The 14,051-nt window shown below is 69.4% G+C and carries 13 protein-coding genes and 2 pseudogenes; 14 read left to right on the forward strand and 1 reads right to left on the reverse strand.

All coding sequences use genetic code 11. The features are described 5' to 3' along the window. The 10 genes and pseudogenes from IZR01_RS22725 to IZR01_RS22770 all read left to right on the forward strand — a co-directional run. On the forward strand, positions 1-239 hold a 239-nt coding region (locus IZR01_RS22725), incomplete at its 5' end, for a tyrosine-type recombinase/integrase (protein ID WP_194925030.1). Between the two features lie 736 nt (positions 240-975). Then, positions 976-1,797 (forward strand): annotated as a pseudogene (gene whiG / locus IZR01_RS54340) (RNA polymerase sigma factor WhiG); the annotation flags it as partial. An 80-nt stretch (positions 1,798-1,877) separates the two neighbouring features. Next, positions 1,878-2,450 (forward strand): annotated as a pseudogene (locus IZR01_RS22735) (TetR/AcrR family transcriptional regulator); the annotation flags it as partial. 698 nt (positions 2,451-3,148) lie between these two features. Then, positions 3,149-3,682 (forward strand): peptidoglycan DD-metalloendopeptidase family protein, encoded by a 534-nt coding sequence (locus tag IZR01_RS54345; protein ID WP_369125493.1) that lies wholly within the window; start codon positions 3,149-3,151, stop codon positions 3,680-3,682. A gap of 132 nt (positions 3,683-3,814) precedes the next feature. Next, the gene (locus IZR01_RS22745) at positions 3,815-4,192 is read left to right on the forward strand and encodes a Ser-Thr-rich GPI-anchored membrane family protein (RefSeq protein ID WP_194925033.1); all 378 of its coding nucleotides are present in this window, start codon (positions 3,815-3,817) and stop codon (positions 4,190-4,192) included. A gap of 337 nt (positions 4,193-4,529) precedes the next feature. After that, on the forward strand, positions 4,530-5,570 hold the full coding sequence (rpsB, locus tag IZR01_RS22750; RefSeq protein WP_194925034.1) for a 30S ribosomal protein S2: 1,041 nt from the start codon (positions 4,530-4,532) through the stop codon (positions 5,568-5,570). A 104-nt stretch (positions 5,571-5,674) separates the two neighbouring features. Further along, the gene (tsf, locus tag IZR01_RS22755) at positions 5,675-6,505 is read left to right on the forward strand and encodes a translation elongation factor Ts (RefSeq protein WP_194925035.1); all 831 of its coding nucleotides are present in this window, start codon (positions 5,675-5,677) and stop codon (positions 6,503-6,505) included. A 54-nt stretch (positions 6,506-6,559) separates the two neighbouring features. After that, positions 6,560-7,324 carry a UMP kinase gene (gene pyrH, locus IZR01_RS22760; protein ID WP_194896693.1) on the forward strand — a complete coding sequence of 255 codons (765 nt, stop codon included), beginning with the start codon at positions 6,560-6,562 and terminating at the stop codon, positions 7,322-7,324. A 105-nt stretch (positions 7,325-7,429) separates the two neighbouring features. Further along, positions 7,430-7,987 carry a ribosome recycling factor gene (gene frr, locus IZR01_RS22765; RefSeq protein ID WP_194925036.1) on the forward strand — a complete coding sequence of 186 codons (558 nt, stop codon included), beginning with the start codon at positions 7,430-7,432 and terminating at the stop codon, positions 7,985-7,987. A gap of 157 nt (positions 7,988-8,144) precedes the next feature. Continuing rightward, positions 8,145-9,260, forward strand: coding sequence for a phosphatidate cytidylyltransferase (locus IZR01_RS22770; protein ID WP_194925037.1), 1,116 nt, complete (start codon positions 8,145-8,147; stop codon positions 9,258-9,260). A 132-nt stretch (positions 9,261-9,392) separates the two neighbouring features. On the opposite strand, the gene IZR01_RS22775 is transcribed toward IZR01_RS22770, so the two are convergent. Continuing rightward, positions 9,393-10,244 (reverse strand): alpha/beta fold hydrolase, encoded by an 852-nt coding sequence (locus tag IZR01_RS22775; RefSeq protein ID WP_194925038.1) that lies wholly within the window; start codon positions 10,242-10,244, stop codon positions 9,393-9,395. Between the two features lie 102 nt (positions 10,245-10,346). On the opposite strand from IZR01_RS22775, the gene IZR01_RS22780 reads away from it, so the two are divergent. The 4 genes from IZR01_RS22780 to IZR01_RS22795 all read left to right on the forward strand — a co-directional run bounded on the left by IZR01_RS22780 (position 10,347) and on the right by IZR01_RS22795 (position 14,050). Then, entirely contained in the window at positions 10,347-10,901 is a 555-nt protein-coding gene (locus tag IZR01_RS22780; RefSeq protein ID WP_194925039.1) for a PadR family transcriptional regulator, read from the forward strand. A gap of 7 nt (positions 10,902-10,908) precedes the next feature. After that, complete coding sequence (rlmN, locus tag IZR01_RS22785) at positions 10,909-12,099, forward strand: dual-specificity RNA methyltransferase RlmN (RefSeq protein ID WP_228560024.1); 1,191 nt, start codon at positions 10,909-10,911, stop codon at positions 12,097-12,099. Positions 12,100-12,309: 210 nt separating this feature from the next. After that, positions 12,310-12,582 carry a VOC family protein gene (locus IZR01_RS50875; protein ID WP_228560026.1) on the forward strand — a complete coding sequence of 91 codons (273 nt, stop codon included), beginning with the start codon at positions 12,310-12,312 and terminating at the stop codon, positions 12,580-12,582. A gap of 19 nt (positions 12,583-12,601) precedes the next feature. After that, positions 12,602-14,050 (forward strand): MFS transporter, encoded by a 1,449-nt coding sequence (locus IZR01_RS22795; RefSeq protein ID WP_194925040.1) that lies wholly within the window; start codon positions 12,602-12,604, stop codon positions 14,048-14,050. The last annotated feature ends 1 nt before the right edge of the window (position 14,051 follow it).

Genomic DNA, 14,051 nt, shown 5'->3' on the forward strand with positions numbered 1-14,051 from the left:
ACCCCGCGGTAGTCCGCCGACTCGTCCACGCCCGCCTGCGCGCGACCCCCAACACCCCGGACACCGGCCCCCACGGTTTCCGCCACACCGCCGCGACTCACCTGATCGAGGGGGGCGCGGATCTTCGTGACGTTCAAGAGCTCCTCGGTCACGCTACGCTCGCAACAACCCAGATCTACACCCATGTGACGGCAGAGCGGATCAAGGCACGGTATGCCCAGTCCCACCCGCGGGCGTGAGGACAGCGTCCTCGACCAGGCGCAGCAAGCAGCGGTCCCGACCGCTGACGCGGCGTCGCAGGTCGCGGCTGCCCCGCGCCCCCGGGGGGCCGGCCACGTGCCGGCCGACCGCACTCCCGCGCGCGATGCCAACAATGCCGCCTCCCCGGCCGTGAGCCCTGCCGCCGCCAACGCGCGCACCCGCACCGCTCACGTCGCAGGTGACGACGACGCGCCCCGGGGCATCACGGTGCCGCAGCCGAGCGATGGGAACCGCGGCGAGCGCGCCGCCAGGCGAAACAGCGGGGGCGAGCCCGCGGGTGAGGGTGCTGCCGCCGACGGACAGAGCCTTGCCGCGCCCAAGAACACGCCGACGGTTGCCACGGCTAACGCCACGCGCGCCGCTGCTACTGCTTCATCCGCGGCTGTAGCCGATGCCGCGTCTGGCGGCGAGTTGCAGGCTGACGCAATCGTCGAGTCCGCCGCTGCTACCGAGTCGAGCACCACTGCCGGCACGGAGGCCAGCGCTGCTGCCGCCACCGCGCCGAGTGCCACAGCCAGCACCGAGCCGAGCGCCGCTGCCGCCAGCGGGCCGAGAGCTACTGCTGGCACCGAGCCGAGTGCCAGCGCCGCTAGCGAGCCGAGCGCCACAACTAGCACCGAGCCGAGCGCCGTTGCTGCCACCGAGCCGAGCGCCACAGCCAGCACCGAGCCGAGCGCCGCCGCCGAGCCGAGCGCCGCTGCCGTCAGTGAGGCGAGCGCTGGCGCGGCCACGCCCACGCCGGAACCGGCAGCTCGCCCCACCGAAAAGCCCGCGCCCGACACTGCGCTCGACATGCTCTGGGACGACTTCAAGCGCACTGGTGATCCGGCGCTGCGTGAGCGGCTGATCCTCCACTACTCGCCGCTCGTCAAGTATGTTGCCGGCCGAGTTCGGGTTGGGTTGCCTGGGGCGTTGGACTCTGCGGACTTCGTTTCGTCGGGCATTTTTGGGCTTATTGATGCGATCGAGCGCTTTGAGCCGCACCGGCATGTGAAGTTCGAGACGTATGCGATCGCGCGTATTCGGGGCGCCATCATTGATGAGTTGCGGGCGTTGGATTGGATTCCGCGGTCGTTGCGGCAGAAGGCTCGGGAGATCGAGCAGGCTTCGGTGCGGTTGGAGCAGGAGTTCGGGCGGACGCCCAGTGAGTCGGAGATTGCCCGTGAACTTGGGATCGGGTTGGGGGAGCTGCGGCAGATCTTCAGCAAGCTGTCGTTGGTGAACGTGGCCGCGCTTGATGAGTTGCTGGCGTTGCCGACGCAGTCCGGGGACCGGATTCCGCTCATGGAGACGCTGGAGGACGGTGACGCGCCCGATCCTGTCGCGCTCTTTGAGGTGCAGGAGACGCGGGCTTTGTTGGCGCGGGCGGTGAACTCGCTGCCGGATCGGGACAAGACCGTCGTCACCCTCTACTACTTCGAGGAGATGACGCTTGCGCAGATCGGGGAAGTGCTCGGGGTCAGTGAGAGCCGGGTGTGCCAGATCCACACCAAGGCCGTGCTGACGTTGCGCGGGAAGCTGTCCGCGAAGGAATAGGCGCCCGAGTAGGACCTTGTGCGGACGGATCCTCAGCGTCGGCTTGTGTACAGGTGTGTGGAGGCGGCACCTTAGTTCGCATGCCGAGGATCCGTGCCGCCACCGTCGTCGAGCACCGGGAGATGCAGCGCCGGGCCCTGCTGGAGGCTGCCCGCGAGCTGGTGGCCGAGGGCGGGGTCACCGCGCTGACTTTCCCGGCGCTGGCTCGGGCGACCGGGTTGGCGCGTTCGAGCGTGTACGAGTACTTCAAGTCGCGGGCCGATGTGATCGAGGCCCTGGTCGCGCACGAGTTCCCGGCCTGGATCGGCGAGGTGCGGGCGGCGATGGCGGCGGAGAGCACGGCCGAACGGCAGCTTGCCGCGTATGTGCGGCGCCAGTTGGGCCTGGTCTCCGAGCCGGGGCACCGGGCGCTGTTGGCGCTGTCCGGCCAGGAACTCGACGGCGACGCGCGCGATCGCATCCGCGCGGCCCACGGCTGGCTGCTCGACCTGGGCATCGGCGTGCTGCGTGCGCTGGGGCACCCTGAGCCGAGGCTGGCCGCGGCGCTGGTTCAGGGGATGGTCGACGCGGCGGCCAAGCGGATCAGCCTCGGGGCCGATCCGGCGGAGGTCACGGAAACGGCTGTGGCGATGGTGCTGTTCGGCGGGCTGGGTTCGGCACGCCGGCACACGCAGGCGATGAACGCGCAGGCCGGTCAGACTCGCCCGCAGCCTGGCGGGAATACGCGGCGGCGTGTGACGAGTGCGAGCTGAGTGGGGCAGCAGCGGCGGCACAATGAGTTTTCGCAGCGCCGCGGCCTGGTGGGAGGGCGTGGCGGTGTGCGACGGCTGTGGGCTGAGCGGGGCACCAGCGATGTCGCAGTGAGCAGTGAGCTGCCGGAGCGCCGCGGCCTGGTGGGACGGCGTGGCGGTGTGCGACGGCTGCGAGCTGAGCGGGGCACCAGCGATGTCGCAGTGAGCAGTGAGCTGCCGGAGCGCCGCAGCCTGCTGGGACGGCGTGGCGGTGTGCGACGGCTGCGAGCTGAGCGGGGCACAGGCGGCGTCGCAGTGAGTTGTCGCAGCGCCGCAGCCTGGTGGGAACACGCGGCGGCGTGTGACGAGTGCGAGCTGAGTGGGGCGCAGGCGATGTGCCGGGCGTGGTCTGCGGGAATGCCAATGTTCTAACAAGCGGACGAATAACTCGAATGCCGTATGAGTCCGTGACAGGATCCGGCCTCGGCTCTCATCCTGACCACATGCGCCTCCGCAGAACCCTGGCGCTCGCCGCCGTTGCTACCGCACTGTTCTTAGCGCTGTCGGCCCTGGCGCACACTGGTCCGCGTCGGCTCCATGCGGTGCCTGTGGCTGGTGCGATGCGGACACAGCACCGCCTGGCTGCGGACTCCGGGTCCTCTCGGCCCGGCGAGCCCGATGGCGGGCCGGCTTGGACCTGGACTTGGCCGCTCGCTGCGCCGCCCGGGGCGCGCCACCCCGTGGTTGTCCATCCATTCCAGCCGCCTGTGAAGCGCTGGCAGGCTGGGCACCGGGGTGTGGATCTTCTTGGTGGTCCTGGGCAGGAGGTGCTGGCTGCGGGGCAGGGGGTCGTCAGTTATGCCGGCTCGCTCTTCGGTCGCCCGGTTGTGGCCATCGATCACAGTGGCCCCGGTCGTGACGCGTTGCGTACTACCTACGAGCCTGTCGATCCTGTGGTGAAGGTTGGTGATCGGGTGCGGGCGGGGCAGCTCATCGGGCACCTTGTTGACTCGCCGATCAACCACTGTGCGCCGCGTACTTGCCTTCACTGGGGTCTGGTTCGGGGGTTTGGGCATGCCGCTCGCTATCTGAATCCCTCCGCGCTTCTGGAGCGGGCGGTGGTGCGGTTGTTGCCGGTGTGGGGTGTGAGGTAGGCGCGGCCTCGCAAGGCGCGATTCCGGCGAGTGGTATCGGACGAGCCCGCCTAGCGTCGGTAGTGGGCGGGGAGTCGTCCTGTCGCGCTAGAGATGAGGCTGGGTATGGGCCTGGGCAAGAGGTTGGGGAAGTTGGACGCCAAGGTCGATGAGGTGCTGATGCACTCCGACTCGCCGGCGTTTCCGAATGCTGATCGGCTGGAGATCACGTGTCCCGGGGATGATGCGGTGTGGTCGCCGGGTGAGGAGGTCGATGTCACCTGGAACTTGCGTGGTGATGTCAGGCAGCCGCTGGATGTGGCTTTGGTGCGGCAGACGGCGGATCAGTCCGGGCCGAGTTTCGGGCAGTTGGACTTCTTCGTGGTGGCCAGTGGTGTGGATCCGGCTAAGAAGAGGGTGACGATCGAGGTGCCGGATGTGCCGCCGGGGACGGACTATGCGATCAGTGTCTCTAGTGCCGATCCGCTGACGGTCTACAGTCAGGCGCTCACGATCACCGCGCCGGCGTAGTCGCCCAGGGGCCCCGCCAAGCCCGCCAGCCCCGCCAGCCCCACCGGCGTGCATAAACGCACCGTGTCCGCTCGGCTCCGGGTCGCGTGGGAAAACTCTTCCCCGCGGCCCGGTAGACTCTTGCTAGCAGCCGGAGTCCCCTCTGGCTGACTTCGCGTGTCCGGCAGCCGTCCAACCGCAAGGCCAGACGGCCCCGAGGCGCCTCGGTCCGCCCTCCCAGCGCAAGCGTGGTGAGCGGTACAGCGTCGCGGGTCTGCTCAGCGACGGGTCCTCGACCCGCTCGGTGTGGAGCGCCGGTCACTAGGGACAACCGAGAACCGATCAAGGAGGACACGGCATGGCCGTCGTCACGATGCGCCAGCTCCTGGAGAGCGGCGTGCACTTCGGGCACCAGACCCGGCGGTGGAACCCGAAGATGAAGCGCTTCATCCTTACGGAGCGCAACAGCATCTACATCATCGACCTGCAGCAGTCGCTGTCGTACATCGACCGCGCCTACGAGTTCGTGAAGCAGACTGTCGCCCACGGCGGCACGGTGATGTTCATCGGGACCAAGAAGCAGGCCCAGGAAGCGATCGCCGAGCAGGCGACCCGTGTGGGCATGCCGTACGTGAACCACCGCTGGCTGGGCGGGATGCTGACCAACTTCAGCACCGTCTACAAGCGGATCCAGCGGCTGCGTGAGCTGGAGGAGATCGACTTCGACGACGTCGCGGGCTCCGGTATGACCAAGAAGGAGCTGCTCGTCCAGCGTCGCGAGAAGGAGAAGCTGGAGCGCACGCTGGGCGGTATCCGGGACATGTCCCGCGTTCCGTCCGCGGTGTGGATCGTCGACACCAAGAAGGAGCACATCGCCGTCGGCGAGGCTCGCAAGCTGCGTATTCCGGTCGTGGCGATCCTGGACACCAACTGTGACCCGGACGAGGTCGACTACAAGATCCCGGGTAACGACGACGCGATCCGCTCGGTCGCGCTGCTGACCCGCGTGGTCGCCGACGCCGTCGCCGACGGTCTGATGTCCCGGGCCGGCAGCAAGGCCGCCGAGGGCGAGGCGGCCGGTGCCGTGGCCGTCGACGAGCCGCTGGCCGACTGGGAGCGCGACCTGCTGGCCGTGGACGACGCCAAGGCCGCTGACGCCGCGACCCCGCCCGCCGTCGACGCTGCCGCCGAGGCCCCGGCCGCCGCGCCGGCTGTCGAGACCCCGGCTGCCACGCCGGCCGTCGAGGCTGCGGCTGTCGAGACCGCCGTTGTCGAGACTCCGGCTGTCGAGACCGCCGTTGTCGAGACCGCGGTTGTCGAGGCTCCGGCTGCTGAGGCCGCTGCCGAAGCCGCTCCCGCCGCGGAGGCCGCTGCGGCCACCGAGGGCGAGCAGGCCTGAGTAGCCGGTCCGACCGGTTGATTTCCGTGGTGCGCCGGACGGTGACCCCGTCCGGCGCATCGCAAACCGATCCTCGCCGATCCACTCCTTAAGGACGACTAACAATGGCGAACTACACCGCCGCTGACGTCAAGAAGCTCCGCGAGCTGACGGCGGCCGGCATGATGGACTGCAAGAAGGCGCTGGAGGAGACCGACGGCGACCTCGACAAGGCTGTCGACTTCCTGCGGGTCAAGGGTCTGAAGGGCGTCACCAAGCGTGAGGGCCGCTCGGCCTCCAACGGCCTGGTCACCTCGGCCGTCGACGGCGTGTCCGGCACCCTGATCGAGCTCAACTGCGAGACCGACTTCGTCGCCAAGGGCGAGGCGTTCCAGACCGTCGCGGCCACCGTGCTGGCGCACGTGGTGAACGCCAAGCCGGCCGACGTCGCCGGGCTGCTGGCCGGCGACCTCGAGCCCGGCAAGACAGTGCAGAGCTACCTGGACGAGGCCAACGCCACCCTGGGCGAGAAGATCGAGCTGCGCCGTTTCGCGCAGTTCCACGACGGCTACGTCGCCTCCTACCTGCACAAGACCTCCCCGGACATCCCGGCCCAGATCGGCGTGCTCGTCGAGCTGGACAAGGAGAACGCCGAGGTCGCCAAGGACATCGCGCAGCACATCGCCGCGTTCTCCCCGTCCTACCTGACCCGCGATGAGGTCCCGGCCGACGTCGTGGAGAACGAGCGGCGCCTGGCCGAGGAGACCTCCCGCGAGGAGGGCAAGCCGGAGGCCGCGCTGCCGAAGATCATCGAGGGCCGGGTGAACGGCTTCTTCAAGGAGAACGTCGTGCTCGAGCAGGCGTTCGCCAAGGACCCGAAGAAGACGGTCAAGAAGATTCTCGACGAGGCCGGCGTTTCGCTTAAGCGTTTCGCGCGCTTCCGCGTCGGTAGCTGACGAGATCTGAAAAACTAAAGAGCACCGTATAGCTACGTCGAAGGAGCCGCTGCTGTGAAGGAAACCAATAAGGAAACCGACACGGCGGCGGTTCCTTCGCGTACTGAGAAGAACCGCAGGGTTCTGCTCAAGCTCTCCGGCGAGGTGTTCGGCGGCGGGCAGATCGGGGTGGACCCCGAGGTCGTCAAGAGCATCGCCCGGGAGATCGCGGACGTCGTCGCCGAAGGCGGGGTCGAGGTCGCGGTAGTGGTCGGCGGCGGCAACTTCTTCCGCGGCGCCGAGCTGTCCCAGCACGGGATGGACCGCTCCCGCGGCGACTACATGGGGATGCTCGGCACGGTGATGAACTGCCTGGCCCTTCAGGACTTCCTGGAGAAGGTCGGCATTCCCACCCGGGTGCAGAGCGCGATCACCATGAGCCAGGTCGCCGAGCCCTACATCCCGCGGCGCGCGATCCGGCACCTGGAGAAGGGCCGCGTGGTGATCTTCGGGGCCGGCGCCGGCATGCCCTTCTTCTCCACGGACACCACCGCCGCGCAGCGCGCGCTGGAGATCCACGCCGAGAGCATCCTGATGGCCAAGCAGGGCACGGACGGCGTGTACGACTCCGACCCGAACAAGAACCCGGACGCGGTCAAGTACGACACGCTGTCCTACGACGAGTTCCTGGCCCGCAACCTGAAGATCGCGGACGCCACCTCGGTGTCCCTGTGCCGCGACAACGGCATGCCGATCGTGGTGTTCGGCCTGCAGCCGGGCAACATCGCCCGCGCGATCCGCGGCGAGAAGCTGGGGACCGTCATCGGCCCGGCGCACTGATCGGCTTGCGCATCGTGCCGGTGCGACCCGCCGCGAACGCACTAAGCTGCGCTTGAGCTTTGTCGTGGACACAGCAGAGCGCGAAGACTTCTAGGGAGCCCCCAAGTGATCGATGAGACCCTCCTCGAGGCAGAGGAGAAGATGGACAAGGCCGTCGAGGTCGCCAAGGAGGATCTGTCGGGGGTCCGAACCGGCCGCGCCAACCCGGCGATGTTCAGCAAGCTGACCGCTGACTACTACGGCACGCCGACGCCGCTGAGTCAGATGGCCTCGTTCCAGGTCCAGGACGCGCGCATGGTGGTCATCTCGCCGTATGACAAGACCGCGCTGGGCGCGATCGAGCGCTCGATCCGGGACAGCGACCTGGGCGTGAACCCGTCCTCGGACGGCGTGGTGATCCGGGTGGTGTTCCCGCAGCTGACCGAGGAGCGCCGCAAGGCGTACATCAAGGTCGCCAAGACCAAGGGTGAGGACGCCAAGATCTCGATCCGCAGCATCCGCCGGCACGCCAAGGAGAGCTTGGACAAGCTGTCCAAGGACGGCAACGCCGGCGAGGACGACGTGCGCCGCGCCGAGAAGCAGCTGGACGACCTGACGCAGAAGCACACCGCGCAGATCGACGAACTGCTCAAGCACAAGGAATCCGAGCTGCTGGAGGTCTGAGGCCTTCGGGCCCGGCCCGCGCGGCAGGCAGGACACCGACGACGGCAGAGCACGGACCGGCGGATATGATCGCTGCCGGTCCGTCACGTTTTCTCACCGAGTTCACGCGGGGAGGACGGCGGAGTTCACGAGGGGCGAGTAGGGGATGGTGCGGGCCATGGCATCCACGCAGACCAGGCGCGGTGAGGCGCAGGCCCCCGGCGACGGGCCGGGCGGCGGAGGCGGCGGACGCTCTGGCGCGCGCGGCTCCGGCGGTCCGGGTCCGGGCGGTCCCGGACCTGGCGGACCTGGCGGACCTGGCGGACCTGGCGGACCTGGCGGTCCCGGTCCGGGCAACGGTGCCGGTGGCGGCAACGGCGGCGCCGGCCACTCCGGTTCCGGCCCCCGAGGCGCGGGCGGCGGCAACGCCGGAAGCGCCGGGAACGCCGGCAGCGGAAGTGCCGGCAACGCCCCCAGCAAGCCGGCCGGCCGCGCCGGCCGCAACCTCCCGGCCGCCCTCGGCGTGGGCGTCGGCCTGGGCGCGGTGCTCCTCGGCTCGCTGTTCGTCCGCGGCGGGTTCGCGGTGGTGGTCGCGATCGCCGTGGTGATAGGCGTCCGCGAGCTGGCGCAGGCGATGGCCACCCGGGACGTGCGCGTCCCGTGGCCGCCGATCGCCCTCGGCGGCCTGGGCATGATCATCGGCTCCTGGTTCGGCGGCCCGACCGCGATGGTCGCGGTCCTGGCGATGACCGCGCTGGCGGTGCTGGTCTGGCGGATGGCCGAAGGCGCGGACGGCTTCCTGCGCGACGCCACCGCGGGCCTGTTCACCCTGGTCTACGTCCCGATGCTGGCCTCCTTCGCGGTCCTGATGCTGGCCCAGGAGAACGGCTACAAGCGGGTGATCCTGTTCCTGACCCTGCCGATCGCCAACGACACCGGCGGCTACGCGACCGGCGTCTTCTTCGGCAAGCACAAGCTGGCGCCGAAGATCTCGCCCGGCAAGACCTGGGAGGGCCTGGTCGGCTCGCTGATCGTGACCGCCGCGGTCGGCGCCGTGGTCATCACCGAGCTGCTGCACGGCAAGGTCTGGCAGGGCGTGCTGCTCGGCCTGGCCGGGGTGGCCGCGGCCACGCTCGGCGACCTGATCGAGTCGGTGATCAAACGCGACCTCGGCATCAAGGACATGGGCAACCTGCTGCCCGGGCACGGCGGCATCATGGACCGGCTGGACTCGATGCTGGCCACGGTGCCGGTGGCGTGGCTGCTGCTGAGTCTGTTCCTCGGCTGGAAGTAGGACGCGGGAAGTAGGACGCTGGAAGTAGGACGCTGGAAGTCAGAGCACAGATAGAGCACAGATAGAGGCCCTGCGCGATGTCCCTATAGGGAAATCGCACAGGGCTGTTTGCGCTATTAGAGCTGAATTTAGTTAAGCAGCGAGCGCCCCGGCGCCCGCGGAAGGACCTGTAGAAGCGTCTGTAGAAGCGCCTACAGGAGCGCCCGCAGACTCTGCCGCAGCAGCCGCCTCGGCCGCGAGAACGGCCTCCACAAAGCCGGTCGGATTGTCCAATGTGATGTTGTGCCCGCAATCCGGCAAGGCCACGACCCGGACCCCGGCGGCGATCAGTTCGTCCGCACCCTTTAATGGGCCGTCAGAGGCTGGATAGAGGTAGGTCCGCGGGACGTCGAGGGACTTCAGCACCGCGCGTCCCTCGAACCGCGCCAGGCTGGCCGCGCTGCGGTACAGCGCCATCGGACCGGCCAGCCGCATCGTCGCGCGCCACCCCGGGTTCACTCGTTGCAGAGTCTCCTCATAGCCGCCCCCATGCAGGAACACCGTTTCGCCGTACCGCGCGATCTGTGAGGAACCGGGCTGCGGTATCTCCGGCGCCGGGTCGAGGTTCGAGTCGATCAGGACCAGGCTCGCTACCAGGTCTGGGTGTCTGAGGGCGAGGACGGTCGCGATGGAGCCGCCCATGCTGTGGGCGAGCACCTGGGCGCCGGACACTCCGGCGGTGCGTAATGCGGCGGCGACCCAGTCGGCGTGGTCCTCGACCGTGTAGTCGACGTCTTCAGGGCGATCGCTGATGCCGTAACCGAGCAGGTCCAGTAATAGGGAGCGCCGGCCGCGCAGGTCGTCGCTGGTGGCGACCTCGGCGAAGCAGTGCGTCGAGCTGCCGCCGAGGCCGTGGAGGTAGACGCGGGGCGGGTTGGCACCGGGGAGTTCGGTCCAGCGGATCGCGGAGCCGTCGGGGCGGACTTCGGCGGTGCGCAGCGTCATCGTGGATACCCTCTCGTCTACGTACCTCGCTCGCGAGATACATCGGTGCCGAGGTATATCGGCATCGAGGACCATACCTCGGCGCCGAGGTATGCTCAACCCGTGTTGGAGTTCGCCATCCTCGGCTTTCTGTTCGAGGCCCGTCAGTACGGCTATGACCTGCGCAAGCACCTGGCCGCCCTGACCGGCCACGTCCGTCCGATCGCCGACGGCACGCTCTACCCGGCGATCAAGCGCCTGGTCGACGGCGGCCTGGTGCTGAAGAAGCAGGAGGCCGGATCGGGGGCCGCGCCCCGGTTCATGCTGGAGCTGACCCCCGCCGGCCGCGAGAAGGTGCGACTCCTGCTGCGCGAGCCCGCGGAAGTCTTCGTCACCGACGAGAACCACTGGTTCTGCCTGCTGGCGTTCCTGCGCCACCTCGATGACGACCCGGCGGCGCAGGCCGCGGTATTGCGGCGCCGCCTGGCGTTCCTGACCACTCCGGCGAGCTTCTTCTACCGGGACGGCCGCCCGCTGAGCGCCGAGGACGTCGACGATCCGTTCCGTCGCGGCCTGCTGCGGATCGCGCGTGTGACCAGTCGCACCGAACTGGAGTGGCTGAACGCGACCATCGGGGATCTGGATGCGCGGAGCGGTCACGCGGCCGTGGGAAACTAGTAACACTATGTCTGCTGAAGCCCGTGTCCAAGCTGCTGTCGAAACCGCTGAAACGTCCGCCGCCGCCGTCGAAGTCGAGATCGCGTCGCAGCCGCCGCGTCCCGGCGAGCTGAACTTCAGCGCGCCGCGCCGGACGGCCAAGCCGCCGCGCCACCTGGCCGACCTCAGCGCGCCCGAGCGCAAGAAGGCGCTGGCCGAGCTGGGTCACCAGGGGTTCCGGGCGGCCCAGGTCTCCCAGCACTACTTCGGGCACCTCGCCGACGACCCGGCCCAGTGGTCCGACGTCCCGGCCGCCAAGCGCGAGGAACTGGCCGGCATCCTGACGCCGAAGCTGCTCACCCCGATCCGCGAGCAGACGGCCGACGCCGGCACCACCCGCAAGACCCTGTGGCGGCTGTTCGACGGCGCGACCGTCGAGTCGGTGCTGATGCGCTACCGCGACCGCACCACTATGTGCGTGTCCTCGCAGGCCGGCTGCGGGATGAACTGCCCGTTCTGCGCCACCGGCCAGGCCGGTCTGACCCGGAACATGTCCACCGGCGAGATCGTCGAGCAGGTGGTGGCCGGGGCCCGGACGATGGCGCGCGGCGAGGTACCCGGCGGCCCGGGCCGGGTCTCCAACGTCGTGTTCATGGGCATGGGCGAGCCGATGGCCAACTACAAGGCCGTGATCGGCGCGGTCCGGCGGCTGACCGAGCCGGTGCCGGACGGCCTCGGGCTGTCCGCGCGGCACATCACGGTCTCCACGGTCGGCCTGGTCCCGGCCATGGAGAAACTGACGAACGAGGGCATCCCGGTGACGCTGGCCGTCTCCCTGCACGCCCCGGACGACGAGCTGCGCGACACCCTGGTGCCGGTGAACACCCGCTGGAAGGTGTCCGAGGTCCTGGACGCGGCCTGGCGCTACGCGGCTGTCACCAAGCGCCGGGTCTCCATCGAGTACGCGCTCATCAAGGACATCAACGACCAGGCCTGGCGCGCCGACCGGCTGGGCCGGATGCTGCGCAACAAGCTGGTGCACGTGAACCTGATCCCGCTGAACCCGACGCCGGGCTCGAAGTGGACCGCGTCGCGGCCGCAGGACGAGGCCGAATTCGTACGCCGGCTCCAGGAGTGGGGCGTGCCGGTCACGGTGCGCGACACCCGCGGTCGGGACATCGACGGGGCTTGCGGCCAGCTTGCCGCGGCGGCGAAGTAAAGCGCGCTCCGAGGCCTAGTAAGCCGCCCCATCTGGGGAAACCGCACCAACGGGGAGGGCTCGTGCCGCCGACCGGATTCCATCACGTCGAGATCTGGGTGGCGGACCTGGCACTGGTCGAGCCGTCCTGGTTGGCTGCTCGGCGAGCTCGGTTGGGAGCTCTACCAGAACTGGCCCGCCGGGCGCAGCTGGCGGATAGGCGACACGTATTTGGTGGTCGAACAGTCCTCGGCGGTGCGCCCCGGGCTGCCCTACGACCGGCTGCGGCCCGGCCTGAACCATCTGGCGGTGCACGCGCCGGATCGGGGGACCGTGGACCGGATCCAGGCCGCAGGACCTGCGAACGGCTGGCAGCGGCTGTTCGCCGACAGGTATCCGCACGCCGGGGGAGCGGAGCACTACGCGGCCTACCTCGCGGACACCGCAGGGTTCGAAGTCGAGGTGGTCGCCCCGGCGGAGCGCGGACCCGACTTAGAGGCTTGACCTTGCCTACCCTGGGGTGATGTCTGCCACAGCCGCGACAGCCGAAGGCGGGTTCTCGGCGTCCAAGCCGGATTCCCTTTTCTCCCCCCGGTATCTGGCCATCACGCTCGGACTGGCGTCGTCGGTCCTGCTGACCGCGTTCGAGGGGCTGGCGGTCTTCACGGCGCTGCCGGTGGCCGTCGCGGCCGTGCACGGGACGGCGTATCTCTCGTTGTGTTTCACCGCGTTCACCACGGCCAGCCTGGTCGGGATGGTGGTGAGCGGGGTGCGGGCGGACCGGGCCGGGCCGGCGTTGCCCTTCCTCGGCGGCACGGCGGTTTTCGGCATCGGGTTGTTGGTCGCCGGGACCGCGGACGCGATGGCGCAGCTGGTCGCCGGGCGGGCGTTACAGGGGTTCGGCGCCGGGCTGGTGATGGTGTCGCTGTATGTCATCCTCGGCCGCGGGTATCCGGAGCGGCTGCGGGCCTCGGCGCTGGCGATGATGGCCGCGCTGTGGGTGATGCCCTCCGTGATCGGGCCGCTGGTCGCCGGAATCCTGACCGAGGACGTGTCGTGGCGGTGGGTGTTCCTCGGCGTGGCGCTGCTGGTGCCGTTGCCGGTGGCGCTGACGGCTGCGCCGTTGCGGGGGATGCGGGGAGGCGGTGCTGCGGCTCCGGAGTCGGACAGTGGGGCGGGGCCTGACAGTGGGGCGGCGGCGGGCAGCAGGCCTTGGCGGCGTGTGCAGCTCGCGGTCATCGCGGCGATCGGGGCCGGGGCTTTGCAGTATGCGGGGCAGGACTTCACGAAAGTGGGAATCGTGTTGGCGCTCGGCGGTGTCGCGCTGTTGGTGCCGAGCGTCCCGAAGCTGTTGCCGCGCGGGACCCTGCGGGTCGGGCGCGGCCTGCCGGCGGTCATCGTCATGCACGGCGTGATCGGCGCCGCCTTCTTCGGATCCGAGAACTACATCACCACGATGCTGGAGACCGATCGCGGCCTGTCCCCGACGATCGCCGGTCTGACGCTGGTCGGCCAGACGGTGAGTTGGGCCGCGGCGGCGCAGCTCGCGAGCCGCGGCCGGCTGCCGTTCTCGCGGGAGGCCATGGTCCGGATCGGTCCGCTGGTGACGATCGCCTCGATCGCGGCGACCGGCTCGGCGGCCGTCCTGCCGGCCCCGGCGGTGATCGTCGCGATCGGCATGGTGATCGGCGGCTTCGGGATGAGCCTGGTCTTCCAGACCCTGAACCTGCTGCTGCTCCGCTACTCGCCGAAGGAGAGCCAGGGCACGAATTCCTCGGCGATGCAGATCTGCGACAGCCTCGCCGCCGTCGCCCTCACCGGCGGCACCGGTGCGGTCTTCCACGCCCTGCACCACGCCGGGCCCACCAACCACGGCATGTACATCCTGATCTTCGCCATCCTGGCCGTGGCCGCCGGGGTCACCGTGCTGATCGCGCCTCGGGTCGGGGCACACGATCTGGCGACGGCGTGAT

The sequence above is a fragment of the Catenulispora pinisilvae genome (assembly GCF_015356865.1).
Taxonomy (GTDB): Bacteria; Actinomycetota; Actinomycetes; order Streptomycetales; family Catenulisporaceae; genus Catenulispora; species Catenulispora pinisilvae.

Coding starts and splice junctions, on each gene's coding strand:
- IZR01_RS54345 (WP_369125493.1), top strand. CDS start 3,149: ATGCGGACACAGCACCGCCTGGCTGCGGACTCCGGGTCCTCTCGGCCC.
- rpsB (WP_194925034.1), top strand. CDS start 4,530: ATGGCCGTCGTCACGATGCGCCAGCTCCTGGAGAGCGGCGTGCACTTC.
- tsf (WP_194925035.1), top strand. CDS start 5,675: ATGGCGAACTACACCGCCGCTGACGTCAAGAAGCTCCGCGAGCTGACG.
- IZR01_RS22770 (WP_194925037.1), top strand. CDS start 8,145: ATGGCATCCACGCAGACCAGGCGCGGTGAGGCGCAGGCCCCCGGCGAC.
- IZR01_RS22775 (WP_194925038.1), bottom strand. CDS start 10,244: ATGACGCTGCGCACCGCCGAAGTCCGCCCCGACGGCTCCGCGATCCGC.
- rlmN (WP_228560024.1), top strand. CDS start 10,909: ATGTCTGCTGAAGCCCGTGTCCAAGCTGCTGTCGAAACCGCTGAAACG.
- IZR01_RS22795 (WP_194925040.1), top strand. CDS start 12,602: ATGTCTGCCACAGCCGCGACAGCCGAAGGCGGGTTCTCGGCGTCCAAG.